The sequence below is a fragment of the Orrella sp. JC864 genome (assembly GCF_037026685.1).
GTDB lineage: Bacteria > Pseudomonadota > Gammaproteobacteria > Burkholderiales > Burkholderiaceae_B > Orrella.
Genome location: NZ_JBANET010000003.1, coordinates 88,230 through 111,445, shown reverse-complemented (window position 1 = coordinate 111,445; position 23,216 = coordinate 88,230). Strand labels below are relative to the sequence as shown.

The following is a 23,216-nucleotide window of genomic DNA, read 5'->3' as shown; positions in this document are numbered from 1 at the left end:
ATGAAATCGCATATCGCCGAGCAGGCCGGCCTGCAGCAGGGCTTTCAGCTGGACGTCGAAGGCATCCGCCAGAAGGCCCGCCAGGATATCGAATCGGGCGCGGTCACCGAGGGCTACCGCGCCGACCGCAACGAAGTGATCGGGATGCTCAACGGCGCGCTGGCCACCGAGCTGGTCTGTGTGCTGCGCTACAAGCGCCATTACTTCATGGCCACGGGCCTGAACGCCGAGCCGGTGGCCGCCGAATTCCTGGAGCACGCCAACCAGGAGCAGGAGCATGCCGACCAGATCGCCGAGCGTATCGTGCAGCTGGGCGGCGAGCCGGACATGAATCCCGACGGCCTGTCGCGCCGCAGCCATGCCCAGTACGTGGAAGCCGGCACGCTGCAGGAGATGATCAAGGAAGACCTGATCGCCGAGCGCATCGCCATCGACAGCTACCGGCAGATGGTCGAATACATCGGCGACAAGGATCCGACCACCCGCCGCCTGCTGGAGCAGATCCTGGCGGTCGAGGAAGAGCACGCCGACGACCTGTCGGATTTCCTGGCGCGCAACTGACGCGGGCTAGCGGCCGATGGCGTCGCCCCACAGGTCGTATTCGTCCGCGTCGGTGACTTCCACGCGCACGATCTCGCCGGGGACCAGCGGCGCGTCGCTGCCGACATAGACGCGCCCGTCGATCTCCGGCGCATCGGCCCAGGAGCGGCCGATGGCGCCGTCCTCGTTCACCTCGTCGACCAGCACCTCGACCTGCCGGCCCACCCGGGTCTGCAGCCGGGCGGCCGAGATGGCCTGCTGGTGCGCCATGAAGCGGTCCCAGCGCTCCTGCTTGACTTCCTCGGGCACCGCGTCCGGCAAGGCATTGGCCGGCGCGCCGTCGACCGGCGAATACTGGAAGCAGCCCACGCGGTCGAGCTGCGCCTCGCTGAGCCAGTCCAGCAGGTACTGGAAGTCTTCCTCGGTCTCGCCCGGAAAGCCCACGATGAAGGTCGAGCGCAGCACCAGGTCCGGACAGGCCTGGCGCCATTGCTTGATGCGCGCCAGCGTGCGGTCTTCGAAGGCCGGGCGCTTCATGGCCTTGAGGATGCGCGGGCTGGCGTGCTGGAAGGGAATGTCCAGGTAGGGCAGCAGCTTGCCCTGGGCCATCAGCGGGATCACCTCGTCCACGTGCGGGTAGGGATACACGTAGTGCAGGCGCACCCACACGCCCAGCTCGGCCAGCGCCGTACAGAGCTCGGTCATGCGCGTGCGCACCGGGCGCCCGTTCCAGAAGCCGGTGCGGAACTTCACGTCCACGCCGTAGGCGCTGGTGTCCTGCGAGATCACCAGCAGCTCCTTCACGCCGGCCTTGACCAGGCGCTGCGCCTCGTCCAGCACCTCGCCCACCGGGCGGCTGACCAGGTCGCCGCGCAGCGACGGGATGATGCAGAAGCTGCATCGGTGGTTGCAGCCCTCGGAGATCTTCAGGTAGGCGTAGTGGCGCGGCGTGAGCTTGATGCCTTGCGGCGGCACCAGGTCCAGGTAGGGATCGTGCGCGGCCGGCGCGGGCGCGGCCTCGTGCACGGCGCGCACCACCTGCTCGTATTGCTGCGGCCCGGTCACGGCCAGCACGCTGGGATGCACCGAGCGGATCACCGATTCGTCCACGCCCATGCAGCCGGTGACGATGACGCGGCCGTTCTCGGCGATGGCCTCGCCGATGGCCTCCAGCGATTCGGCCTTGGCGCTGTCGATGAAGCCGCAGGTATTGACCACCACCACGTCGGCGTCTTCGTAGGAAGGCACGACCTGGTAGCCCTCGGTGCGCAGCTGGGTCAGGATGCGTTCGGAGTCGACCAGGGCCTTGGGGCAGCCCAACGAAACCATAGCTATATTGGGAGTGCCCTTCGTCGCCATTCGGAAATCCAGTTTGTGAAGACAAAACTTATATTTTACGGCTACTTGCGATTCAGCGACGCGAACCAGGCGGAACCGCCCCTGGCCGCGCCGCGGTATGCCGCGGACATGCCAAGGGCAGGGCGCTTTACCGCGCCTTGGGCGCTTTCTTCATGTCGGCGACCAGCCCCGCGCAGGCGTTTTCCTCGCCCACGCTAGGCGCCACCAGCGCCAGCACGCCGGCCACCGGCGTGAGCAGCGCGCCCAGGGCGATCATGCCGGCGCCGCGGGCCACCAGCGGGCCGGCCTGCACGCCGGCCTTGGGGTCGGCGAAGGTGCCGCGCACGTACAGCGGCGAGCGCAGCGAAAAGATGCGAAAGCCCTTGCTGTGGGGCCGCACGTCCAGGTCCAGGGTTTCGTCGCGCAGGTTGATGGGGCCGTCGATGGTCACCAGCGCGTTCTCGGTGTCGAACAGGAAGACCTCGGGTTCGGCCACCCCCTTGCGAAAGCGCAGGTCCGCCGCGGCGCAATTGATCTGCACCGTGTCGTCGCCAAAGAGCTGGGTGACGAGGTAGTTGGCCACGTTCAGGCCGGCGATCTCGGTCAGGCCGCGGCTGATCGCGCCATCGTTCATCAATATCTTCAGTTCGCCGTTGGCCGTGCCCAGCAGCGCCGCGACCGAGTTGCCCGTGCCGGTCAGGGCGGCATTGCCGTTGAGCTCGCCCAGGCTGGTGCGCATGGGCTCGAAGCCGGGGAACAGCTCCTTGAGCTTGAGATTGCGCGCGCGCAGCTGCACCCGTCCGGGCATGGGCGTGCGGCTGCCGTCCAGGCGGATGTTGGCGTCCAGCGCGCCCCCGGCCATGCCAAAGCGCAGTGGCTCCAGGCTCAGCACGCCTTCCTTCAGGACCAGGTGCGCGTCCAGGTTCGACAGCGGCAGTTTCTCGCTGTGCACGATGCGCTTGCCCGTCAGGGTCACGTCCGCATCCATGGCGGCCCAGCGGTCGGTGCGGAACTGCTCGCGCGGCAGCACCTTGCCGCCCGGGGCGGCCTTGGCCGTTTCCTCCTGCGGCGCTTGCTTGGATTGTCCGCCGTGGCTTTGCACCCCGATCAGGGGGCCGAGGTCGGCCAGCTGCAGCAGGTTCGAGCGCAGCTTGCCGCTCAGGCTGGGGCGCGGGCTGGCGGCCACGTAGCGCAGGTCGCCGCTCAGGTCGCTGGCGCCGACCTTGCCGGTGAAGCCTTCGTAGCTGTAGACCGCCCCACCGGGCTCGTTCAGGCTGGCGCGCAGGCGGCCGTCGGTGTAGTAGGGCGGGGTGTCGGGCAGGGTGACGCCGGTCAGGCCGTACAGCTGCGACATGCTGGCGCCGGACAGGCGCAGCTTCAGGTCCAGCGCGCCCAGGTTCAGGGGATCGGTCAGCGTGCCGGCCAGCGCGATACGGGTCGAGCCGGCGCGCACGTCGGCCTGCAGCGGGAAGGGCCGGTCGCTGGCCTGCAGGGCCAGCAGCCCGCCGATCTTGCCTTCGCCGCTGAGCTTTTGCTTTTGGTAGCTGCCTTCGGCCTTCCAGGCAAAGGCAAAGGGCTCGGGCTGGCCGGGCGGCGGGCCGTCCGGGCCTGCGGCCTCGCCCTGGCCCGCGCCGCCTTCCTGCCCGCCCATGGCCATGATGTCGCTGAAGGCGATGGGCTCGCCCAGGGGTTCGACCTGCACGGTCATGTCGGTGCGCAGCGTGGCATCGCGCAGCGCCACCTGCGCGCGGTCGAAGCTGATGGTGCCGATGTCCAGTTTCCAGTTGGAGGGCTGCTCGTTCTCGTCCTCGTTCTTGGCCAGCTCCAGGTCCCAGTTGGCGCGCCCGTCCTGCATCCGTTCGAGCTCGGCCTGCGGGCCGATCAGGTGGATGCGCGGGATGGAAATGGTCTGCGCCAGCAGCGGCAGGGGAGCCAGGCGGAAATCGATGCGTTCGAGCGTGGCCATGCGCGGGGACTTGCCCCAGTCGGCGTTGTCCAGCGTGATGTCGTGGGCATAGAAATGCGGCCAGGGTACCCAGGCCCGCCAGCCGCCCAGCTCGGGCTCGCGCGTCCAGCGCACCTGCAGGTCGCCGTTGATGGCGAAGGGGCGGCCCAGCGCCTCGGAGACCTTTTCATTGAGCGTGGGCTTGGCCAGGTTCCAATTGAACAGGGCTATGAACAGGACGGCCGCGGCCACCAGCAGGACCAGGCCTGAAACCGTCCAGAGCAGTATTTTCGGACCGCGCCGCATGGGAAAACCTTCCGCGATTTTTTGGGACAGGCTACGCCGCTTCCGGGCGCCTTGTCATAACCGGATGTAACGGCGTGTGGGCGCCGGCGCTCCCGGCCGCCGGGCCGGCGCGGTGGCCGCCCCGGCCTACAATGCCCGCCATGACCCCGTCCCCTCCCGTCGCCCCGGCCGCTGCGCCGCCGCTTGCCGACCTGCTGCTGGCCGCCTCGCGCTGCGTGCAGGCCGTGCTGGCCGGGCGCTCGCTGACCGATGCGCTGTCCGCCGTGCCCGATGCCCTGCGCCCGGGCGCCCAGGCGCTTTCCTTCCAGGTGCTGCGCACGCTGGGGCGCGCGCGGGCGCTGCGCCAGGCGCTGGTGCCGCGCCAGCCGCCCAATCCCTTGCTGGACGCGTTGCTGCTGGCCAGCCTGGCGCTGCTGTCCGAGGCCCAGCCGCGCTATGCGCCCCACACCCTGGTGGACCAGGCGGTGCAGGCGGCGGCCGGACAGGCCCGGCTGCGCCCCTACAAGGGCCTGCTCAACGCCGTGCTGCGGCGCCTGCTGCGCGAGCGGGCCGGGCTGCTGGCGGCCTTGCCCGCCGACGGCGAGGCGCATTGGAATGCGCCGCAATGGTGGATCGAGCGCCTGCGGCAGGATTATCCGGCGCAGTGGCAGGCGCTGCTGGCCGCCGCCGACGAGGCGCCGGCCATGACCCTGCGCGTCAATCCCCGCCGCGCCAGCCGCGCGCAGGTGGCGCAGGCCCTGGCGCAGGCCGGCATCCAGAGCGAGCCGGTCCTGCAGCAGGGTCTGGTGCTGGCCGAGCCGCGGCCGGTGGCCCAGCTGCCGGGCTTTGCCCAGGGCTGGTGGTCGGTGCAGGATGCCGGCGCCCAGCGGGCCGCGCCGCTGCTGCAGGTGCGCGACGGCATGCGGGTGCTCGATGCCTGCTCGGCGCCTGGCGGCAAGACCGCCCACCTGCTCGAACTGGCCGACCTGCGCCTGCTGGCGCTGGACCAGGATCCGCAGCGCCTGGGCAGGGTCTCGCAGAACCTGGCGCGCCTGGGCCTGGACGGCCCGCAGGTCGGCCTGCGCGCGGCCGACGCGGCCGACTTGCAAGCCTGGTGGGACGGCGAGCCTTTCGACGCGGTGCTGGCCGACGTGCCCTGCACCGCCTCGGGCATCGTGCGGCGCCATCCGGACATCCGCTGGCTGCGCCGCCCGGCCGACCTGCCGCGCACCGCCGCGCTGCAGGCGCGCATTGCCGACGCCCTGTGGCGCACCGTCGCGCCGGGCGGGCGCCTGCTCTATGCGACCTGCTCCCTCTTCCCGATCGAGAACGAGGTCCAGGCCAGCGCCTTTGCCGCCCGCCATCCCGAGGCGCGGCGGCTGCCCGCGCCCGGGCAGCTGCTGCCCTCGGCGCCTGGCGCGCCGCTGGCCGCGCGCCAGGACGGCTTCTTCTACGCCCTGTTTGCCAAGTGTTGCTGAATCGCCAAGAATACGCAGCTATGACCGCACGCCTATCCCGCCTACGCCCATGACCGCCTCCAAGAGCCGCCGGCAGGTTCTGGCGTGGCTGACCGCGCTGGCGCTGCTGCTGCTGCTGGCCGGGGCGGGCGCGCAGGCCGATCCCCGCGTCACGCGCATCGACCCGGTGGTGCGCGATGGCATGCTGCACATCGACGCGGACGTGCATTTCGACCTGAACGACCAGCTGCGCGATGCCGCCGAGCGCGGCCTGACCCTTTATTTCACGGCCGACGTGGTCATTACCCGCTCGCGCTGGTACTGGTTCGACGAAGAGGTGGTCAACGCCCAGATGACCCGCCGCATCGTCTACAACGCGCTGACGCGGCAATGGCGCGTGGGCGGCGAAGAGCTGTCCCTGCCGGTGGCCACGCTGGCCGAGGCCATGGCCACGGTCAGCAACGTGCGCGGCTGGGCGGTCGCGCCCATCGACCGCTTCGAGCCCGATACCGAGTACCAGGGCCAGTTCCGCCTGCGCCTGGATACCTCGCAGCTGGCCCGGCCGTTCCAGGTCAATGCGCTGAACAGCAGTTCGTGGTCGCCGGCCACCAACTGGGCCGATTTCAGCTTCTCCGTGCGCGCCGGAGCCCAGCAATGAGGCTGCTGCTGCGCATCGCGCTGATCGTCGGGGCGCTGTCCGGCATCGCCTTGCTGTGCCTGCTGGCCTGGTCCACCGCCAATGCCTCGCGCTTTGCCCAGTACTACGACGTGCTGCTGATCCTGAACGGCGTGCTGGCCGGGGCCATGGGCATGTGGGTGGTGGCGCTGACGGTGCGGCTGGTGCGCCAGCTGCGCCGGCGCCAGTTCGGCGCGCGCCTGACCGCCCGTTTCGCGCTGGCTTTCGCCTTGATCGGCGTGTTGCCGGGCGCGCTCATCTATACGCTGTCGGTGCAGTTCCTGTCGCGCTCGATCGAGTCCTGGTTCAACGTGCGGGTGGACAACTCGCTGGAGGCGGGCCTGAACCTGGGCCGCGCGGCGCTGGACTCGCTGCTGGCCGACCTGGATGCCAAGGGCAGGGCCCTGGCCATCGAGCTGGGCAACACCCCCGATTCGTCCATGCCGCTGATGCTCACCCGCCTGCGCGAGGCCAACGGCATCACCGAGGCGATGGTCTTTACCGGCAGCGGCCGCATGGTGGCCTTTTCCACGGCCAACTTCGGACAGCTGCTGCCCGAGGTGCCGCCGGCCTCGGTGCTGAACCAGCTGCGCATCTCGCGCGGCTACACCGCCGCCGAGGCCGACGACGTGACCGGCCCGGGCGAGGAGCCGGGCCTGCACCTGCGCGTGGTGGTGCCCATCGCCACCGCCGAGCGTTTCGAAACCCTGCTGGGCGGCGGCGCCGAGCCGCGCTGGCTGCAGCTGATCCAGCCGGTGCCCGAGCAGATCGCCCAGAACGCCAACCGGGTGCAGCAGGGCTTTCGCGACTACCAGGAACTGGCGCTCTCGCGCCTGGGCCTGCGCAAGCTCTACGGCATCACGCTGACGCTGGCGCTGATCCTGGCCACGTTCGGCGCCATCGCCGTGGCCCTGTACCTGTCCAAGCGCCTGGTGCGTCCGCTGCTGTCGCTGGCGGCCGGCACCCAGGCCGTCAGCGTGGGCGATTTCCGGCCCCTGCCCGAGCCGCCGATGCGCGACGAGGTCGGCCAGCTCACGCGCTCGTTCAATGCCATGACGCGCCAGCTGGACGAGGCGCGCCGCATGGTCGAGAGCAACCGGCAGCAGCTCGAGCGCTCGAACGTCTACCTGGAAAGCGTGCTGGCCAACCTGTCCTCGGGGGTGCTGACCTTCGACGAGGCTTTCCGCGTGACCACCATCAACCGCGGCGCGCAGACCATCCTGCAGTCGGACCTGCGCTCGGTGATCGGCCGCCCGCTGGAGACGGTCGAGGGCCTGCTCGAATTCGCGCAGATCATCCGCCAGGCCTTCGACACGCACGAGGCCGTGGGCTCGGAGCGCACCCACTGGCAGCAGCAGCTGGAAATCAGCCTGCCCCATGCCGGGCCGGCCGGGCCGGGCGGCCCGCCCGCCGTCACCCTGCTGGCGCGCGGCACGCACCTGACCGTGGACGGCCGCGGCACCGGCTACCTGGTGGTTTTCGACGACATCACCGAGGTGATATCGGCCAACCGTACGGTGGCCTGGGGCGAAGTGGCGCGCCGCCTGGCCCACGAGATCAAGAATCCGCTCACGCCCATCCAGCTCTCGGCCGAGCGCCTGGCCGTCAAGCTGGCCGAGCACCTGCAGCCGCCGCAAGCCCAGATACTGGCTCGGGCCACCAACACCATCATCAACCAGGTCGCCTCGCTCAAGCAGATGGTCGACGATTTTCGCGAATATGCGCGCAAGCCGCCGGCCGCGCTCACGCGCATCGACTTCAACCACCTGGTGGACGAGGTGCTGGCGCTGTACGGCTGGGATCCGGTCGAGGGCGTGGCGCGCGACCAGGGCGGCCACGCGCTGCGCCTGCAGGTCGACCTGGACCCGGACCTGCCGCCCATCGAGGGCGATCCGACGCAACTGCGGCAGATCATCCATAATCTGCTGGCCAACGCCCGCGACGCCGTCGCCGAGCAGCAGGACGCAGGCCTGGTGCGCGTAAGCACCAAGCTGACCGCGGCCCGCCAGCCTGACGGCAGCGAGCATCCTGCGGTACGCTTTACGGTGTCGGACACCGGCCGGGGTTTTGCGCCGCAGGTGCTGCAGCGCGCTTTCGAGCCTTATGTCACCACCAAGTCTCACGGTACGGGCCTGGGATTGGCGATCGTCAAGAAGATCGTCGACGAGCATGGCGGCCGTATCGATCTTGCCAATCGGCGCGAGGGGGGAGCCCGCGTGTCCATACTGCTGACCCGGCTGGCCGGCCAATCCGAACCGGTGGACGCCAAGACACCGGAACAGGGATAATGCGACGAAGCAACAGGTGATTAGCTATGGCTCGTATTCTTGTAGTTGACGACGAAATCGGCATTCGCGAATTGCTGTCCGAGATCCTGTACGACGAAGGCCATACGATAGAACTGGCCGAGAACGCGGCCCAGGCCCGCGAGGCCAGGCTGCGCAGCCGGCCCGACCTGGTGCTGCTGGACATCTGGATGCCCGACACCGACGGCGTCAGCCTGCTCAAGGAGTGGGGCTCGCAGGGCCTGCTGGACATGCCGGTCATCATGATGAGCGGCCATGCCACCATCGATACGGCGGTCGAGGCCACGCGCATCGGCGCCATCGATTTCCTGGAAAAACCCATCACCCTGCAGCGCCTGCTCAAGACCGTGGCGGCCGGCCTGACCCGCACCCGGATCACGCCGCCGGCCGTGCCAGCCGCCGCCGCGGCCCCCGCGCCCGCCCTGGCCGGCGCGCCGGGAGCGGGCGTGGCGCCTGCCGCGGGCGCCGAGACGCGTTCGGTGGCGGCCGGCGCCGACGGCCAGGCCGCGGTGCTGCCGGCCGCGACCACGGCCGCCACCGGCCAGCTGGGCGGCGTCTCGCTGGACCTGCCGCTGCGCGAGGCGCGCGACGCCTTCGAGCGCATCTATTTCGAGTACCACCTGGGCCGCGAGAACCACAGCATGACGCGGGTCTCCGAGAAGACCGGGCTGGAGCGCACCCACCTCTACCGCAAGCTCAAGCAACTGGGTATCGAGTCCTCGCGCAAGCGCGCCGTATGAAGATCATCATCGTCGGCGCGGGCCGCGTGGGCACCAGCGTGGCCGAGAACCTGGTGTCCGAGCAGAACGACATCACCGTCATCGACCTTCATGCCGACCGCCTGGCCTACCTGCAGGAGCGCCTGGACCTGCGCACCGTGCTGGGCGACGGCAGCCAGCCTTCCATCCTGAACGCGGCCGGGGCGCACGACGCCGACATGCTGATCGCCTGCGCCACGCAGGACACCGCCAACCTGGTCACCTGCAAGATCGCCCGGCAGATCTTCAACGTGCCGCGCCGGATCGCCCGCATCCGTTCGGCCGACTATCCCGAGATGCCCGAGCTGCTGGGCGAGGAAGGCTTTTGCGTGGATTCGCTGATCAGCCCCGAGCGCAGCGTCACCACCTACCTGCAAAGCCTGATCGAGTTTCCCGAGGCGCTGCAGGTGGTCGAGTTCGCCGAGGGCCGCGTCAGCGTGCTGGCCGTCAAGGTGGGCCAGCGCAGCCCGCTGGCGGGCAAGCCGCTGGCCATGCTCGGGCAGGTGTTCCCCGAGGTCAATGCCCGGGTGGTGGACGTGCTGCGCGGCGGGCGCACGCTGCCGCTGTCGGACGGCGGCACCATCCTGCCGGGCGACGAGGCGCTGATCGTGGGCGATACGCGCCATGCGCGCCGCGCGGTGCGCCAGCTGCACGAGGCCGAGAAATCGGTGCGCCGGGTGATGATCGCCGGCGGCGGCAACATCGGCATGCGGCTGGCGCGCCAGCTGGCCCAGGACAACTACAGCGTGCGCATCATCGAGCGCGACCAGGCCCGCTGCGAGTTCCTGGCCGCCGAGCTGCCGGGCAACGTGCTGGTGCTGCACGGCAACGGCACCGACGAGGCCCTGCTGGCGCGCGAGAACATCGAGGACATGGATACCTGGCTGGCCCTGACCAGCGACGACGAGGACAACATCATGTCCTCGCTGCTGGCCAAGCGGCTGGGCGCGCGCAAGGTGATCGCCCTGATCAACCGGCACGCCTATGGCGAGCTGATGCAGGGCAGCCACATCGACATCGCGGTCTCGCCCTCGCAGGCCACCATGAGCGAGCTGCTGCGCCACGTGCGCCGCGGCGACGTGGTGGCCGCGCACCGCCTGCGCCAGGGCGCGGCCGAGGCCCTGGAGGCCGTGGCCCACGGCGACCGCGCCACCTCCAGGGTGGTGGGGCGGCGCGTCAGCGACATCCGCCTGCCGCGCGGCGCGGCCATCGTCACGCTGGTGCGCGGCGAAGAGATCATCATGGCCGAGCCCGACACGATGATCGAATCGGACGACCACGTCATCGTGTTCGTGCCCAGCCGCGCCCAGATGGCCCGCGTGGAGAAGCTTTTCCAGGTCTCGGCTTCCTTCTTCTGACCGCGACCGCGCCATGGGCCGTTTTTTCGCCATCCTGCATACCCTGGGCTTCGTCATGGCGCTGTTCGCCTCGACGATGCTGTTTCCGCTGGCGGCCTCGCTGCTGGCGGCCGACGCGGCGCTCGATGCCTTCGTGGACGGCTTCCTGATCGCGCTGGCGGCGGGCCTGGCCATGTGGCTGGGCACCTGGCGCTTTCGCCGCGAATTGCGCCCGCGCGACGGCTTCCTGCTGGTGTCGCTGGTGTGGGTGGCCCTGCCGGCCCTGGCCACGGTGCCGCTGCTGATCTATTTCGGGCGAGCCGGCCTGCCGCTGTCCTTCACCGACGCCTATTTCGAGGCCATGTCGGGCCTGACCACCACCGGGGCCACGGTGCTTTCGGGGCTGCAGGACCTGCCGCCGTCCATCAACATCTGGCGCACCACGCTGATCTGGGTCGGCGGCATGGGGATCCTGGTGATGGCCGTGGCGGTGCTGCCGCTGCTGGGCGTGGGCGGGCACCAGGTGTTTCGCGCCGAGACGCCCGGCCCCATGAAGGACGAGCGCCTGACCCCGCGCATCGCCAGCACCGCCAAGGCGCTTTATGCCATCTATTTCGGCATGTCCATCGCCTGCCTGCTGGCCTACCGGGCGGTGGGCCTGAGCTGGTACGAGGCCTGGGCGCATATGTCCACCACCATGGGGCTGGGGGGCTTTTCCACCTCCGACGATGGCTTCATCGCCTTCGATTCGCCCGCCGTCGAGGGCGTGGCCATCGTGTTCATGCTGCTGGCCGGCATCAATTTCGCCACCCATTTCAACGCCTTGCGCCAGCGCAGCCTCGGCCCCTATGGCCGCTGCCCGGAAGCCGTCCCCTACCTGTCGGTGGTGCTGGCCGGCGTGCTGGTGATCAGCGCCTATCTGTACTGGCAAGGCGTCTACGCCAGCCCCCTGGAGGCCCTGCGCTACGGCGCCTTCAACACCGTCTCGGTGGCCACCACCACCGGCTACGCCAATACCGACTACGGCCAGTGGCCGCTGTTCGCGCCTTTCCTGATGCTGTTGCTGGGGATGTTCGCGACCTCGGCCGGCTCCACGGGCGGGGGCATCAAGATGATCCGCGCGGTCATCCTGGTCAAGCAGGTGCGCCAGCAGATGGTGGCGATGCTGCATCCTCATGCGGTCACGCCGGTGCGCATCGGCGCGCGCTCGGTGGCCCCGAGCATCCTGGTGTCGGTGCTGATCTTCCTGCTGGTCTACCTGCTGCTGCTGGGCCTGCTCACGGCCCTCATGCTGCTGTCCGGGCAGGAGCCGCTGACGGGCTTTTCCGCGGTCCTGGCCACCTTCACCAACATCGGCCCCGGCCTGGGCGCCGTGGGCCCGGCCGGAAACTTCGGCGTGCTGACCGATTTCCAGACCTGGATCTGTACCTTCGCCATGCTGATCGGCCGGCTGGAGCTGTTTACGGTGCTGGTGCTGTTCACCCCGGGCTTCTGGCGCAAGTAGCCGGGCCGCGCGGGGCGCCGGCCCAGCCCGGGCCTCCTGAATAACCCTAATCAGTGTTTTCCCTGCCATCCTGGCAAGCCTTGCTGGATGCGGCCTGGCGTCCTTTGCTGCCCTCTGGCCCGCGCCGATGCTGGCGCGTTAGCGGCCGCTTACGCGCACTTGCGGAGAAAAATCATCATCTGGCATCGACTGCCGTGGAAATGTCACGTTTGTCAATCTTTTTGCCATCAAACCTCCGATAAACTTGTTTCGCAGTGACGTGAACGCAACACCAAAGACGCCCGGGTCCATGCCTGGCCGCGCGTCCAACCCCTTCTACGGAGACCGAAATGGAACAGATCCCGTTCGTTTCGTCGACCCCCAACACCCTAGGCATAGAACTGGAGCTGCAGCTGATCGACCCGCGCAGCTTCGACCTGGCCGGCGCCGCCGAAGACCTGCTGGCCCAGATGGCCGGCCTGTCCATCGCCGAGCGCGTCAAGCCCGAAATCACCCAGGCCATGATCGAGCTGAACTCCTCGGTGCATGACCATCCCGCCGGCCTGCTGGTCGAGATGCGCGAGATGCGCGATGCGCTGTGCGCGGCCGCCGAAGCCTGCGGCGTGCGCGTGACCGGCGGCGGCGCGCATCCCTTCATGCGCTGGCAGGACCGCGCCATCTCCGATACGCCGCGTTTCCGCTACCTGGCCGAGATGTACGGCTACCTGGCGCGCCAGTTCACCGTGTTCGGCCAGCACATCCACGTGGGCGTGGGCTCGGGCGACCACGCCATCGGCCTGACGCGCCGGCTGACGCCCTATGTGCCGCACTTCATCGCCATGTCGGCCTCCTCGCCCTACTACGAGGGCGTGGACACGCTGTTCTCGTGCTGCCGGCTGCACTCGGTCAGCAGCTTCCCGCTGGCCGGCAACATGCCCGCCGAGATCCGCGATTGGTACGGCTTCGAGGCGCACGTGGCGCAGCTGCGCAGCCTGGGCCTGGCCGAGAGCATCAAGGACCTGTACTGGGACGTGCGGCCCAAGCCCGATTTCGGCACGGTCGAGCTGCGCGTATGCGATACCCCGCTGACCGTCGAGAAGGCTTGCCAGCTGGCCGCGTTCGCGCAGGCGCTGGCCGTGTGGGTAATGCGCCGCCCCGATCCGGGCGAAGGCGCCTGGCTGGCCTATCGCAACAACCATTTCCAGGCCTGCCGGTTCGGCATGCACGGCAACTACGTCACGCCCGCGGGCGAGCGCCTGCGCCTGGCCGACCATTTGCGCCAGACCTTCGAGCAGCTGATGCCGGTGGCCGACGAGCTGGGCACCGCCGACCTCATGCAGGCCCTGCGCGAGGACGTGCAAAAGCACGGCAACGACGCCCGCTGGATGCGTACGCAATACAACCGCCTGCGCGACCTGCCCGCCGTGGTCGAGACCATGACCCATGCCTTCCATGGCGGACGCGAGGCCGCGCAGCGGCACACCTCGCCCGAGCAGGTGGCTACGCGCCGGCGCATCCGCGCGACGTCCGAGCCGCTGCATCCGGTGCAGAAGCTGGCCACGCCGGACGCGCTGGCCGGGCCCCTGCATTGAGGTGCGGCGCGGCTGCGGCGCCTCGGGGCGCCGTGCGGGTTCCTGGGGCGGCCCGGCGGAAAGGCCGGCGCCTTACCGGGCGCGCTTGATCGCGTTGACCGAAAGGCGCGTTTCGCCCGGCGCGGCGCGGTGCGCGCCGGCGCGCCAGGCGTGGCCATAGGCCACTTCCATGGTCAGCGCGATCAGTCCGTCGGCGCGCCGTTGCGCGTGCAGCGCTTGCAGCAGGCGGGCGCGCCAGCGCGGGGTGGCCAGCGCTGCGCGCCGGCCCGCCACCGCATTGCCCCCCAGCGCCCATACGTCCTTGAGCAGCCGTTCGGGCTCGCGGTAGGTCAGCGTGATGGTTTCCTGGTCCATCACCGGGTCGGCATAGCCGTTTTCGATCAGCAGGTCGCCGAAATCGTGCATGTCCACGAACTGGGGCGTGGACGTGTCCAGGCCGGCAGCCAGCACGGCCTGCCGCAATTCCTTCAGCGTATCCGGCCCCAGCCATGAAAACATGGCCAGGCCGCCTACCTTGAGCACGCGGCGCCATTCGGCCAGTGCGGCGTGAGGGGCGGGATGCCAGTGCAGGGCCAGGTTGGACCACACCAGGTCTTGCGACTCGGGCGGCAGGCCCGTGTCGGCCAGGTCGCCCTCGATGAAATCGACCGCCGCCTTGCGCGGGGCCAGCCGCTTGAGCCATGCCATCGGGCCGCCGGGCCGGAAACGGCGCCGCGCATGCGCCAGCACGGCGGGGCTGTGATCCAGGCCCAGGTAGGCGGCGTCGGGATAGCGCGCCTGCAGCAAGGGCAGGGCATCGCCGGCCCCGCAGCCCGCGTCGAGCATGGCCTGCGGGGCCAGCCGGATATAGCGCAGCCGCTCGATCATGCGGCGGGCGATTTCGCCATAGAAGAATTGCGCATCGGCCAGGTCGCCGCGGCGGGCGAACTGGCGCCGCACGTGGGCAGGCACGAGCGGCAAGTGAGGGATTTCCGAGGACGGCATTTTTGTCGCGACGCGGGCCCGGCGGGCCCGCTTTGGGTGTGTGATGGCCGCTGGCATTGCAGCGCAAGGAAGCATTATGGCCCATGACCCCCAGTGCGCCGGTTCCCGCCCCTGCGGCGCGCCCGCCCGCCCCGGTTCCGACCCGCCACGGCGCCCGCCCCAGCTGTGCGGGCCGCACGCGCCGCCCTGGCGCCGCGCCTTGGCGCAGGGGCTGCGCCAAGGCGCGGCATTCCTGCGGGCCTGCCTGGCCACCGACTGCCCTTTGTGCCGGGGCGCGGCGCGCGGCGCCCGCCTGTGCGGCGAATGCGCGCGCGACGCCAGCGCCAGCCTGGAGGGGATGCGGCGCTGCCCGCGCTGCGACCTGCCGGCTTTTGCCGCCATGCGCACCGGCGCGGCGGCAGGCCCCCAGGCGCAAGCCGGCCCGGCCGGCTGCGGCTGCCCCTTGGCCCAGGCGCCTTTCGAGGCCCTGGTCTCGGGTTTCGAATACCGGCCGCCGGCCGACCAGCTCGTCCTGCGCCTGAAGAACCGGCTGCAGCTCTCGGCCGCCGGGGCCCTGGCGGGGCTGCTGGCCCGGCGCGTGCGCCAGGCGCCCTGGGCCGCGCAGCCGGACTGGTGGCTGGTCCCCGTGCCGGCCAGCCGCGCTTCGCTGCTGCGCCGCGGCTTCAATCCGGCGGCCGAGATCGCCCGGCGCCTATCGGGCGAGCTGCATTGGCCGGTGCGCGGCGCCTGGCTGCGGCGCGTGCGCGAGCCCCGCGCCAAGCAGACGCGCCTGGGCCGGCGGCAGCGGCAGCTGGCCGCCCGGGACGCCTACCGCGCCGCCCCCGCGGTGCGGGGCCGCAAGGTTGCGCTGGTCGATGATGTCGTGACCACCGGGGCCACCGCCGTGGCGGCGGCCCAGGCGCTGCGCGAGGCCGGCGCGGCCCGCGTCGTCGTACTGGCGGCGGCGCGCACCCCGGCCCCGGGCGGGCCGGCCGATTTGGCAAAATAGCGTGTTTGCTTCGGTGCGCCAGCCGTGTTCCACGTCATCCTCGTCCATCCCGAAATCCCGCCCAACACGGGCAATGTCATCCGGCTGTGCGCCAATACGGGCGCCCAGCTGCACCTGGTGCGCCCGCTGGGCTTCGAGCTGGAAGACGCCAAGCTGCGCCGCGCGGGGCTGGACTACCACGAGTGGCAGCCGGTCCAGGTACATGACAGCCTGCCGCTGGCGCTGGCGGCTACCGGCGCGCCGGCCGGGCGCTGCCACGCCATGACCACGCATGCCGGCAGGCTGCTGCCGCAGGCAGCCTTCCTGCCGGGCGACGTTTTTGTGTTCGGCTGCGAATCGGCGGGCCTGTCCGAGGCGCACCATGCCCTGTTCGCGCCCGAGCAGCGCCTGCGCCTGCCCATGCGCGCGGGCCAGCGCAGCCTGAACCTGTCCAACGCCGTGGCCGTCACCGTGTTCGAGGCCTGGCGCCAGCAGGGCTTTGACGGCGGCGTGTAGTGGCGCGGCGATCGCGGGGGGCGTCCTGTGCCGCCCGGTACACTGGCGCGGCTGGCGGGCTTGCCCGGTATCCCTGATAATTGCGCGTTTGTCCATTCCCTTGTTTCTTTCCTCGCCGTCGGCCCCTTCGATTCCATGAGCACGTCCTTTCGCACCGATTTTGTCCGTTTCGCCCTGCAGGAAGGCGTGCTGCGCTTTGGCAGCTTCGTGACCAAGTCGGGCCGCACCAGCCCCTATTTCTTCAATGCCGGCCTGTTCAACAACGGCCGCTCGGTGGGCCGGCTGGCGCAGTTCTACGCCCAGGCGCTGATCGATTCGGGCATCGCCTTCGACATGCTGTTCGGCCCGGCCTACAAGGGCATCGGCCTGGCCACGGCCGCCTCGATGGCGCTGGCGGCCGCGCCGGCGCTGCAAGGCCGCGACGTGCCCTTTGCCTACAACCGCAAGGAAGCCAAGGACCACGGCGAGGGCGGCCACCTGGTCGGCGCCCCGCTGGCCGGGCGCGTGGTGATCATCGACGACGTGATCACGGCAGGCACCTCGGTGCGCGAGTCCGTGGACATCATCCGCGCGGCCGGGGCGCAGCCGGCCGCCGTGCTCATCGCCATGGACCGCATGGAGCGCGCCGGCCCCGACGGCGCGCTCTCGCCGCATTCGGCGGTGCAGGACGTCAGCCAGACCTTCGGCATCCCGGTGGTCAGCATCGCCTCGCTGGACGACATCCTGGCCCTGCTGCAGGACGATGCGCAGTTCGCGGCGCATCGCCAGGCCGTGCTGGCCTATCGCGACCGCTACGGCATCGTCTAGCCGTCCAGCCTGGCCTTGAGCAGTTCGTTGACCTGCTGCGGGTTGGCCTTGCCGCGGGCGGCCTTCATGATCTGGCCGACCAGCGAATTGAAGGCCTTCTGCTTGCCCGCGCGGTATTCCTCGACGATGGCCGGATTGGCCGCCAGCACCTGGTCGATCATGGCGCCGATGGCGCCGCTGTCGCTGATCTGGCGCAGGCCGCGCGCCTCGATGATGGCGTCGGCGCTGCCGCCGTGCTCGCCCGCCCACATGCCGGAAAATACCTCGCGGGCGATCTTGGTCGAGATGGTGCCGTCGGCGATGCGGGCGATCAGCGCCGCCAGCGCCGGGGCCGGCACCGGGCAGTCGGCGATCTCGCGCTCCTCGCGGTTCAGCGCCGCTGCCACCTCGCCCATTACCCAGTTGGCCGCCTGCTTGGCCTGTCCGGCCGGCAGCGCCTGCACCACCGCCTCGAAGTAGGCCGCCAGCTCGCGGCTGGCGGTCAGCTGCGCCGCGTCGTAGGCGGGCAGGCCGTAGTCGGCCTGCAGGCGCGCGCGCAGCGCGGCCGGCAGCTCGGGCATGCCGGCGCGCACCTGCTCGATCCAGTCCGGCGCGATGACCAGCGGCGGCAGGTCGGGGTCGGGGAAGTAGCGGTAATCGTGCGCGTCTTCCTTGCTGCGCATGCTGCGCGTCTGGTCGCGTTCGGCGTCGTACAGCCGGGTTTCCTGCACCACCGTGCCGCCGTCCTCGATCAGCTCGATCTGGCGGCGCGCCTCGAACAGGATGGCGCGTTCAAGGAAGCGGAAGGAGTTGACGTTCTTGATCTCGGCGCGGGTGCCGAATTCCTGCTGGCCGGCCGGGCGCACCGATACGTTGGCGTCGACGCGGAACGAACCTTCCTGCATGTTGCCGTCGCAGATGCCCAGCCACACCACCAGGCTGTGCAGCGCGCGCGCGTAGGCCACGGCCTCGGCGGCCGAGCGCATTTCCGGCTCGGAGACGATTTCCAGCAGCGGCGTGCCGGCGCGGTTCAGGTCGATGCCGCTGGCCGGCTCGCCATGCGGGCCGGTCAGGCCGTTCTCGTGCAGCGACTTGCCGGCGTCCTCTTCCAGGTGCGCGCGGGTCAGGTTGACGGTGTGCTCCTGTTCGCCGACGAAAAAGCTCAGCGAGCCGCCCTGCACCACTGGGATCTCGTACTGGCTGATCTGGTAGTTCTTGGGCAGGTCGGGGTAGAAGTAGTTCTTGCGCGCGAAGACCGAGCGCGGCGCGATGGTGGCGCCCACCGCCAGGCCGAAGCGGATGGCGCGCTCGACCGCGCCGCGGTTCATGACCGGCAGGCTGCCGGGCAGCGCCAGGTCCACCAGGTTGGCCTGGGTATTGGGCGCGGCGCCAAAGCGGGTGCTGCTGCCCGAGAAGATTTTGGAGGCGGTGGAAAGCTGCACGTGCGTTTCCAGGCCGATGACGATTTCCCAAGCCATTTATCGCGCTTCCGGTTTCTGTTGATGCCAGTCGGTGGCCTGCTGGTAGCACTGGGCGATGGCCAGCAGCCGGCCTTCCTGGAAATAGTTGCCCACGATCTGCAGGCCCACCGGCCGCCTGCCGTTGACCGGGCCCTGGCCGAAGCCGCAGGGCACGGACATGGCGGGCAGGCCCGCCAGGCTCACGCCCAGCGTGTAGATGTCGGCCAGCCAGTCGGCGGTCGGATCGTCGCGGTTCTCGCCCAGGTCCTTGGCCACGGTGGGGGTGACCGGGCCCATGATGACGTCGCACTGGCCAAAGGCGCGCTGGAAGTCGTCGGCGATCATGCGGCGCAGGCGCTGGGCCTGCAGGTAATAGGCGTCGTAGTAGCCGTGCGAGAGCACGTAGGTGCCCACCAGGATGCGGCGCTGCACTTCGGGGCCGAAGCCCTCGGCGCGCGAGCGGCTGGTCATCTCGGCCAGGTCCCGGTAGCTGGCCGCGCGGTGGCCGTAGCGCACGCCGTCGTAGCGGCTCAGGTTGCTGGAGGCCTCGGCCGGCGCGATCACGTAGTAGGCCGGGATGGCCAGGTCCGTGCGCGGCAGCGAAATGGGCACGCGCACCGCGCCCAGCTTCTCGAATTCGGCCAGGGCGGCCTCGACGGCCCGGGCCACGTCCTCGGCCAGGCCCGCGCCGAAATATTCGGCCGGCACGCCGATGCGCAGCCCCGCCAGCGGGCGCGCGCCGGCGGCCTGCTGCCCGGCCCAGGCGGCCTCGTAGGTTTCGCGCACGCCGGCGTGGCCCTGGTGGCTGGTGGCGTCGCGCTCGTCAAAGCCGGCCATGGCTTCGAGCACCGGCAAAAGGTCCTGCGCGCTGGCGGCCAGCGGGCCGGCCTGGTCCAGGCTGGAGCCGAAGGCCACCATGCCGAAGCGCGACACCGAGCCGTAGGTGGGCTTGATGCCGCTGACCCCGCACAGGGCGGCGGGCTGGCGCACCGAGCCGCCGGTATCGGTGCCGGTGGCCGCCGGCACCAGGCCCGCGGCCACGGCCGCGGCCGAGCCGCCCGAGGAGCCGCCCGGCACGGCGCGGTGGTCCCAGGGGTTGAGCACGGGGCCGAAGGCCGAGTTCTCGTTGCCCGAGCCCATGGCGAACTCGTCGCAGTTGAGCTTGCCCAGCGAGACGGCGCCGGCGGCCTGCAGGCGCTCGACCACGGTGGCGTCGAAAGGGCTGACGTAGCCGGCCAGCATCTTGCTGCCGGCCGTGGTGCGCCAGCCGCGCGTGACGAACACGTCCTTGTGGGCGATGGGCACGCCGGTAAGCGGGCCGGCCTGGCCGGCGGCGATGCGGGCGTCGGCCTCGCGGGCCTGGGCCAGGGTCAGCTCGGGGGCGACGTGCAGGAAGGCATTGAGCTCGGCGCGCTCGGCGATGGCGTCCAGGGCGCTTTGGGCCAGCTCGACGGCGCTGACCTCGCGCGCGTCGAGCGCGGCGCGCAGGCCGGCGATGCCGTCGAAACGGGTATGCAGGGCAGGGGTGGGCATGGTTATTCGATGACCTTGGGAACCAGGAACAGGCCGTCCTGGGCGGCGGGCGCGTTGGCCATCAGCGCGGCGCGGCGCTCGGCCGAGCCGGCCGGCTCGGTGACCGCGTCCTCGCGCAGGCGCAGGACCACCTCTTCGTGCACCGACAAGGGGTGGGCCAGCGGCTCCACGCCGGCGGTGTCCACCGCCTGGAGTTTTTCGATCAGGCCGAACAGGTCGTTCAGCTCGCCCCGGGCGCGCTGCAGCTTTTCGGGGGTGAGTTCTATGCGGGCCAGCCGGGCGATGCGGGCCACGTCTTGTTCGTCGAGCACCATGGGGATTGCCAGGAAAACGGAAGAAGGGGGTGGGGAAGGGCGGGGCGCCAAATCGGGAATAGCCAGTATCTTCGCGGTATTTATCGCGGTATTTAACAAAAATTATAAGTTATCATTCATTGTTTGATCGCGGCCGGCGGTGCGGGCGCGCGTGCCTGCTGCGGGCGCCGGGCAGGGCCGTTCGGTCCCTGGCGCGCCAGGCGCCGTCCGCCGGGCCGCCGCGGCCAGCGAGACATTTCTTTCGGTCCCCCCATTCCTAGGACAGCTGAGCTCCCATGTTCGGATTTCTGCGCAGTTATTTTTCCAGCGACATGGCCATCGACCTCGGTACGGCCAACACGCTCATCTATGTCCGCGGCAAGGGCATCGTGCTGGACGAGCCCTCCGTCGTCGCCATCCGCCACGAAGGCGGCCCCCACGGCAAGAAGATCATCCAGGCCGTCGGCCACGAAGCCAAGCAGATGCTGGGCCGCGTGCCCGGCAACATCGAGGCCATCCGCCCCATGAAGGACGGCGTGATCGCCGACTTCACCGTCACCGAGCAGATGCTCAAGCAGTTCATCCGCATGGTGCACCCGCGCAACATGCTGGCCCCCAGCCCGCGCATCATCGTGTGCGTGCCCTGCGGCTCCACCCAGGTCGAGCGCCGCGCCATCCGCGAGTCGGCGCTGGGCGCCGGCGCCAGCCAGGTCTTTCTCATCGAGGAGCCCATGGCCGCGGCCATCGGCGCGGGCCTGAACGTCTCGGACGCCAGCGGCTCCATGGTCGTGGACATCGGCGGCGGCACCACCGAGGTCGCCGTCATCTCGCTGGGCGGCATGGTGTACAAGGGTTCGGTGCGCGTGGGCGGCGACAAGTTCGACGAGGCCATCGTCAACTACATCCGCCGCAACTACGGCATGCTCATCGGCGAGCCCACCGCCGAACTCATCAAGAAAGAGATCGGTTCGGCCTTTCCCGGCTCCGAGGTGCGCGAGATCGAGGTCAAGGGCCGCAACCTGGCCGAGGGCGTGCCGCGCAGTTTCACGGTCTCGTCCAACGAAATCCTCGAGTCCCTGACCGACCCGCTCAACCAGATCGTCTCGGCCGTCAAGATCGCCCTGGAGAACACGCCGCCCGAACTGGGCGCGGACATCACCGACAAGGGCATCGCCCTGACGGGCGGGGGCGCGCTGCTGCGCGACCTGGACCGCCTGCTGCAGGAAGAGACCGGCCTGCCCGTGGTCGTGGCCGAAGACCCGCTGACCTGCGTGGTGCGCGGCTGCGGCGACGCGCTCGAGCATCTGGAAAAACTCGGCGCCATCTTCATCAACGAGTAGTCCCGGGCCGCCGCGGTAGCGCCGGCGGCGGGGCCGGCGACGCCGCCCGCCCCTTCGCCTGGTTTTTCTCCCGATGCGACATCACGCTCTCAGGCTGTTTCGGCGAGGCCCCTCCGCGGAGCTGCGGCTGCTGGTGCTGGCCGCCCTGTGCCTGGGGCTGCTGGTGGCCGATTCCCAGCTGCGCATGCTCGAGCCGGTGCGCCAGATGGTGTCGATCGGCCTGTACCCCTTCCAGCGCGCCGTGCTGTTTCCGCGCGACGCGGTGCGCCAGGTCAACGACTGGTTCAATGCCGCCGCGCTGGTGCGCACCGAGAACGAATCGCTGCAGCGCCAGCGCATCGAGCTGGCGCAGGTGGCCACCCATGCCGCGCAGCTGGCCGCCGAGAACGCCCAGCTGCGCCGCCTGCTGGGAGTCGCCGACACCGCCGCGCAAAAGGCCGTGGTGGTGGAAGTCCTGTACGAGCCGCCCAGCGCCTTCAACCGGCGGCTGGTGTTCAACAAGGGCAGCTCCAGCGGCCTGGCCCCGGGCATGCCGGTCATCGACGAGGGCGGGGTGGTGGGCCAGATCGTGCGCGTCACGCCCATGACGGCCGAGGCCGCGATGCTGACCGACGAGCAGGTCTCCATCCCGGTGCAGCTGCTGCGCAACGGCCTGCGCCTGATCGCCTTCGGCGGCCACGTGCAGGGCAAGGTCGAGGTGCGCTACCTGACCGCCGATGCCGACGTGCGCGAGGGCGATACGCTGGTCACCAGCGGCGTGGGCGGGCTGTTTCCGGCCGGCCTGCCGGTGGCCCGCATCGAGACGGTCGAGCGCGACACGGCCTCGGGCTTTGCCCGGGCGCTGGCCGAGCCGCTGGCCCACCCCGAGCGCTATCGCCACTTCCTCGTGCTGCAGACCGACGAGCAAAATGTCGTGCAGGCGCCTGAACCTGCCGGCGATCAGCCGGTCCAACCGCCGCTTCAACCTCGCGAGACCTTCCATGCCGCTGGAACGACGCAAGCCGATTGACCCGGCCGCGACCCGTTCGCGCGCCAGCCAGCCCCCCGTGCCGCGCCCGACCTCGGTCGAGCCCGACCCGCTGGTGCGCCCGGCCCACGGTTTTTTTGTGTGGGGCTCGGTGCTGTTCGTGTGGCTGATGTCGCTGCTGCCCTGGCGGCTCTGGCCGGCCGCGCCCGACATGCTGCTGCTGGTGCTGGCGTTCTGGTGCGTGCACGAGCCGCGCCGCATCGGCATGCTGACGGCCTTTTGCTTCGGGCTGCTGATGGACGTGCACGATGCGCGCCTGCTGGGCGAGCATGCGCTAACCTACGTGCTGCTCGCCTATGGCGCCTACAATCTGCACCGGCGCCTGCAGCGCTTCGACCTGCTGGGCCAGGCGCTGCACCTGCTGCCGGTCTTCCTGGGCGCCAGCCTGGTCGGCCTGCTGCTGCACGCGTGGCTCAGCGGCGGCTGGCCCGGATGGCAGTGGCTGCTCTCGCCGCTGATCACCGCCGCGCTGTGGCCGGTGGTGGGCTGGCTGCTGCAGCTGCCGCAGCGGCATTCCGAAGACACCGAGGCGTCCCAGGCCTGAGGGCCGCGCCGCCCACCGCAACGATCGGCAACCCCAGACGTTCTTTCGG

General features: G+C 70.2%; 19 protein-coding genes and 1 pseudogene. 14 read left to right on the top strand and 6 right to left on the bottom strand.

Features of this window, described 5'->3' with window-relative positions; all coding sequences use genetic code 11:
- Complete coding sequence (locus V8Z80_RS03845) at nucleotides 1-561, top strand: ferritin-like domain-containing protein (protein WP_336061060.1); 561 nt, start codon at nucleotides 1-3, stop codon at nucleotides 559-561.
- A 6-nt stretch (nucleotides 562-567) separates the two neighbouring features.
- Here the strand turns inward: V8Z80_RS03845 and rimO are convergent, their stop codons facing one another.
- Nucleotides 568-1,899: a 30S ribosomal protein S12 methylthiotransferase RimO gene (rimO, locus tag V8Z80_RS03840; RefSeq protein ID WP_155194707.1), complete on the bottom strand. Its 1,332-nt coding sequence runs from the start codon at nucleotides 1,897-1,899 to the stop codon at nucleotides 568-570.
- Nucleotides 1,900-2,026: 127 nt separating this feature from the next.
- Nucleotides 2,027-4,129 carry an AsmA family protein gene (locus V8Z80_RS03835; RefSeq protein WP_336061059.1) on the bottom strand — a complete coding sequence of 701 codons (2,103 nt, stop codon included), beginning with the start codon at nucleotides 4,127-4,129 and terminating at the stop codon, nucleotides 2,027-2,029.
- A 140-nt stretch (nucleotides 4,130-4,269) separates the two neighbouring features.
- Here V8Z80_RS03835 and rsmB point away from each other — a divergent pair, with 140 nt between their 5' ends.
- The 7 genes and pseudogenes from rsmB to V8Z80_RS03800 all read left to right on the top strand — a co-directional run bounded on the left by rsmB (nucleotide 4,270) and on the right by V8Z80_RS03800 (nucleotide 13,717).
- A complete protein-coding gene (rsmB, locus tag V8Z80_RS03830; protein ID WP_336061058.1) occupies nucleotides 4,270-5,586 on the top strand; it encodes a 16S rRNA (cytosine(967)-C(5))-methyltransferase RsmB in 1,317 nt (438 codons plus the stop codon).
- 49 nt (nucleotides 5,587-5,635) lie between these two features.
- A complete protein-coding gene (locus tag V8Z80_RS03825) occupies nucleotides 5,636-6,223 on the top strand; it encodes a DUF4390 domain-containing protein (protein WP_336061057.1) in 588 nt (195 codons plus the stop codon).
- Nucleotides 6,220-8,578, top strand: a pseudogene (locus V8Z80_RS03820) (ATP-binding protein). The gene V8Z80_RS03825 and the pseudogene V8Z80_RS03820 overlap by 4 nt, the downstream one beginning before the upstream one ends.
- Nucleotides 8,556-9,287 (top strand): response regulator, encoded by a 732-nt coding sequence (locus V8Z80_RS03815; protein ID WP_155194697.1) that lies wholly within the window; start codon nucleotides 8,556-8,558, stop codon nucleotides 9,285-9,287. Before V8Z80_RS03820 ends, V8Z80_RS03815 begins: the two are co-directional and overlap by 23 nt.
- Nucleotides 9,284-10,663, top strand: coding sequence for a Trk system potassium transporter TrkA (trkA, locus tag V8Z80_RS03810; protein WP_336061055.1), 1,380 nt, complete (start codon nucleotides 9,284-9,286; stop codon nucleotides 10,661-10,663). Before V8Z80_RS03815 ends, trkA begins: the two co-directional genes overlap by 4 nt.
- A 13-nt stretch (nucleotides 10,664-10,676) precedes the next feature.
- On the top strand, nucleotides 10,677-12,146 hold the full coding sequence (locus tag V8Z80_RS03805; RefSeq protein WP_155194695.1) for a TrkH family potassium uptake protein: 1,470 nt from the start codon (nucleotides 10,677-10,679) through the stop codon (nucleotides 12,144-12,146).
- 329 nt (nucleotides 12,147-12,475) lie between these two features.
- On the top strand, nucleotides 12,476-13,717 hold the full coding sequence (locus tag V8Z80_RS03800) for a YbdK family carboxylate-amine ligase (RefSeq protein ID WP_336061054.1): 1,242 nt from the start codon (nucleotides 12,476-12,478) through the stop codon (nucleotides 13,715-13,717).
- Between the two features lie 72 nt (nucleotides 13,718-13,789).
- On the opposite strand, the gene V8Z80_RS03795 is transcribed toward V8Z80_RS03800, so the two are convergent.
- Nucleotides 13,790-14,701 (bottom strand): methyltransferase domain-containing protein, encoded by a 912-nt coding sequence (locus V8Z80_RS03795; RefSeq protein ID WP_155194691.1) that lies wholly within the window; start codon nucleotides 14,699-14,701, stop codon nucleotides 13,790-13,792.
- Nucleotides 14,702-14,777: 76 nt separating this feature from the next.
- Between V8Z80_RS03795 and V8Z80_RS03790 the strand changes: the two genes are divergently transcribed.
- The 3 genes from V8Z80_RS03790 (at nucleotide 14,778) to pyrE (ending at nucleotide 16,991) form a co-directional block, all read left to right on the top strand.
- Complete coding sequence (locus V8Z80_RS03790; RefSeq protein ID WP_155194689.1) at nucleotides 14,778-15,689, top strand: ComF family protein; 912 nt, start codon at nucleotides 14,778-14,780, stop codon at nucleotides 15,687-15,689.
- Nucleotides 15,690-15,713: 24 nt separating this feature from the next.
- Entirely contained in the window at nucleotides 15,714-16,184 is a 471-nt protein-coding gene (locus V8Z80_RS03785) for a tRNA (cytidine(34)-2'-O)-methyltransferase (protein WP_336061053.1), read from the top strand.
- Between the two features lie 135 nt (nucleotides 16,185-16,319).
- Nucleotides 16,320-16,991, top strand: a complete 672-nt coding sequence (pyrE, locus tag V8Z80_RS03780; RefSeq protein WP_336061052.1) for an orotate phosphoribosyltransferase — start codon at nucleotides 16,320-16,322, stop codon at nucleotides 16,989-16,991.
- Here pyrE and gatB read toward each other — a convergent pair.
- The 3 genes from gatB to gatC are packed head-to-tail and all read right to left on the bottom strand — an operon-like array spanning nucleotide 16,988 to nucleotide 20,277.
- A complete protein-coding gene (gene gatB, locus V8Z80_RS03775) occupies nucleotides 16,988-18,448 on the bottom strand; it encodes an Asp-tRNA(Asn)/Glu-tRNA(Gln) amidotransferase subunit GatB (RefSeq protein ID WP_155194685.1) in 1,461 nt (486 codons plus the stop codon). The genes pyrE and gatB overlap by 4 nt on opposite strands.
- Complete coding sequence (gatA, locus tag V8Z80_RS03770) at nucleotides 18,449-19,963, bottom strand: Asp-tRNA(Asn)/Glu-tRNA(Gln) amidotransferase subunit GatA (RefSeq protein WP_336061051.1); 1,515 nt, start codon at nucleotides 19,961-19,963, stop codon at nucleotides 18,449-18,451. It lies immediately after the preceding gene.
- Between the two features lie 2 nt (nucleotides 19,964-19,965).
- Nucleotides 19,966-20,277 (bottom strand): Asp-tRNA(Asn)/Glu-tRNA(Gln) amidotransferase subunit GatC, encoded by a 312-nt coding sequence (gatC, locus tag V8Z80_RS03765; RefSeq protein ID WP_336061050.1) that lies wholly within the window; start codon nucleotides 20,275-20,277, stop codon nucleotides 19,966-19,968.
- 275 nt (nucleotides 20,278-20,552) lie between these two features.
- Here gatC and V8Z80_RS03760 point away from each other — a divergent pair, with 275 nt between their 5' ends.
- The 3 genes from V8Z80_RS03760 (at nucleotide 20,553) to mreD (ending at nucleotide 23,167) form a co-directional block, all read left to right on the top strand.
- Nucleotides 20,553-21,596 carry a rod shape-determining protein gene (locus V8Z80_RS03760; protein WP_155194678.1) on the top strand — a complete coding sequence of 348 codons (1,044 nt, stop codon included), beginning with the start codon at nucleotides 20,553-20,555 and terminating at the stop codon, nucleotides 21,594-21,596.
- Between the two features lie 73 nt (nucleotides 21,597-21,669).
- Nucleotides 21,670-22,605: a rod shape-determining protein MreC gene (gene mreC / locus V8Z80_RS03755; RefSeq protein ID WP_336061049.1), complete on the top strand. Its 936-nt coding sequence runs from the start codon at nucleotides 21,670-21,672 to the stop codon at nucleotides 22,603-22,605.
- Nucleotides 22,583-23,167 carry a rod shape-determining protein MreD gene (gene mreD / locus V8Z80_RS03750; RefSeq protein WP_442951937.1) on the top strand — a complete coding sequence of 195 codons (585 nt, stop codon included), beginning with the start codon at nucleotides 22,583-22,585 and terminating at the stop codon, nucleotides 23,165-23,167. The genes mreC and mreD overlap by 23 nt, the downstream gene beginning before the upstream one ends.
- The last annotated feature ends 49 nt before the right edge of the window (nucleotides 23,168-23,216 follow it).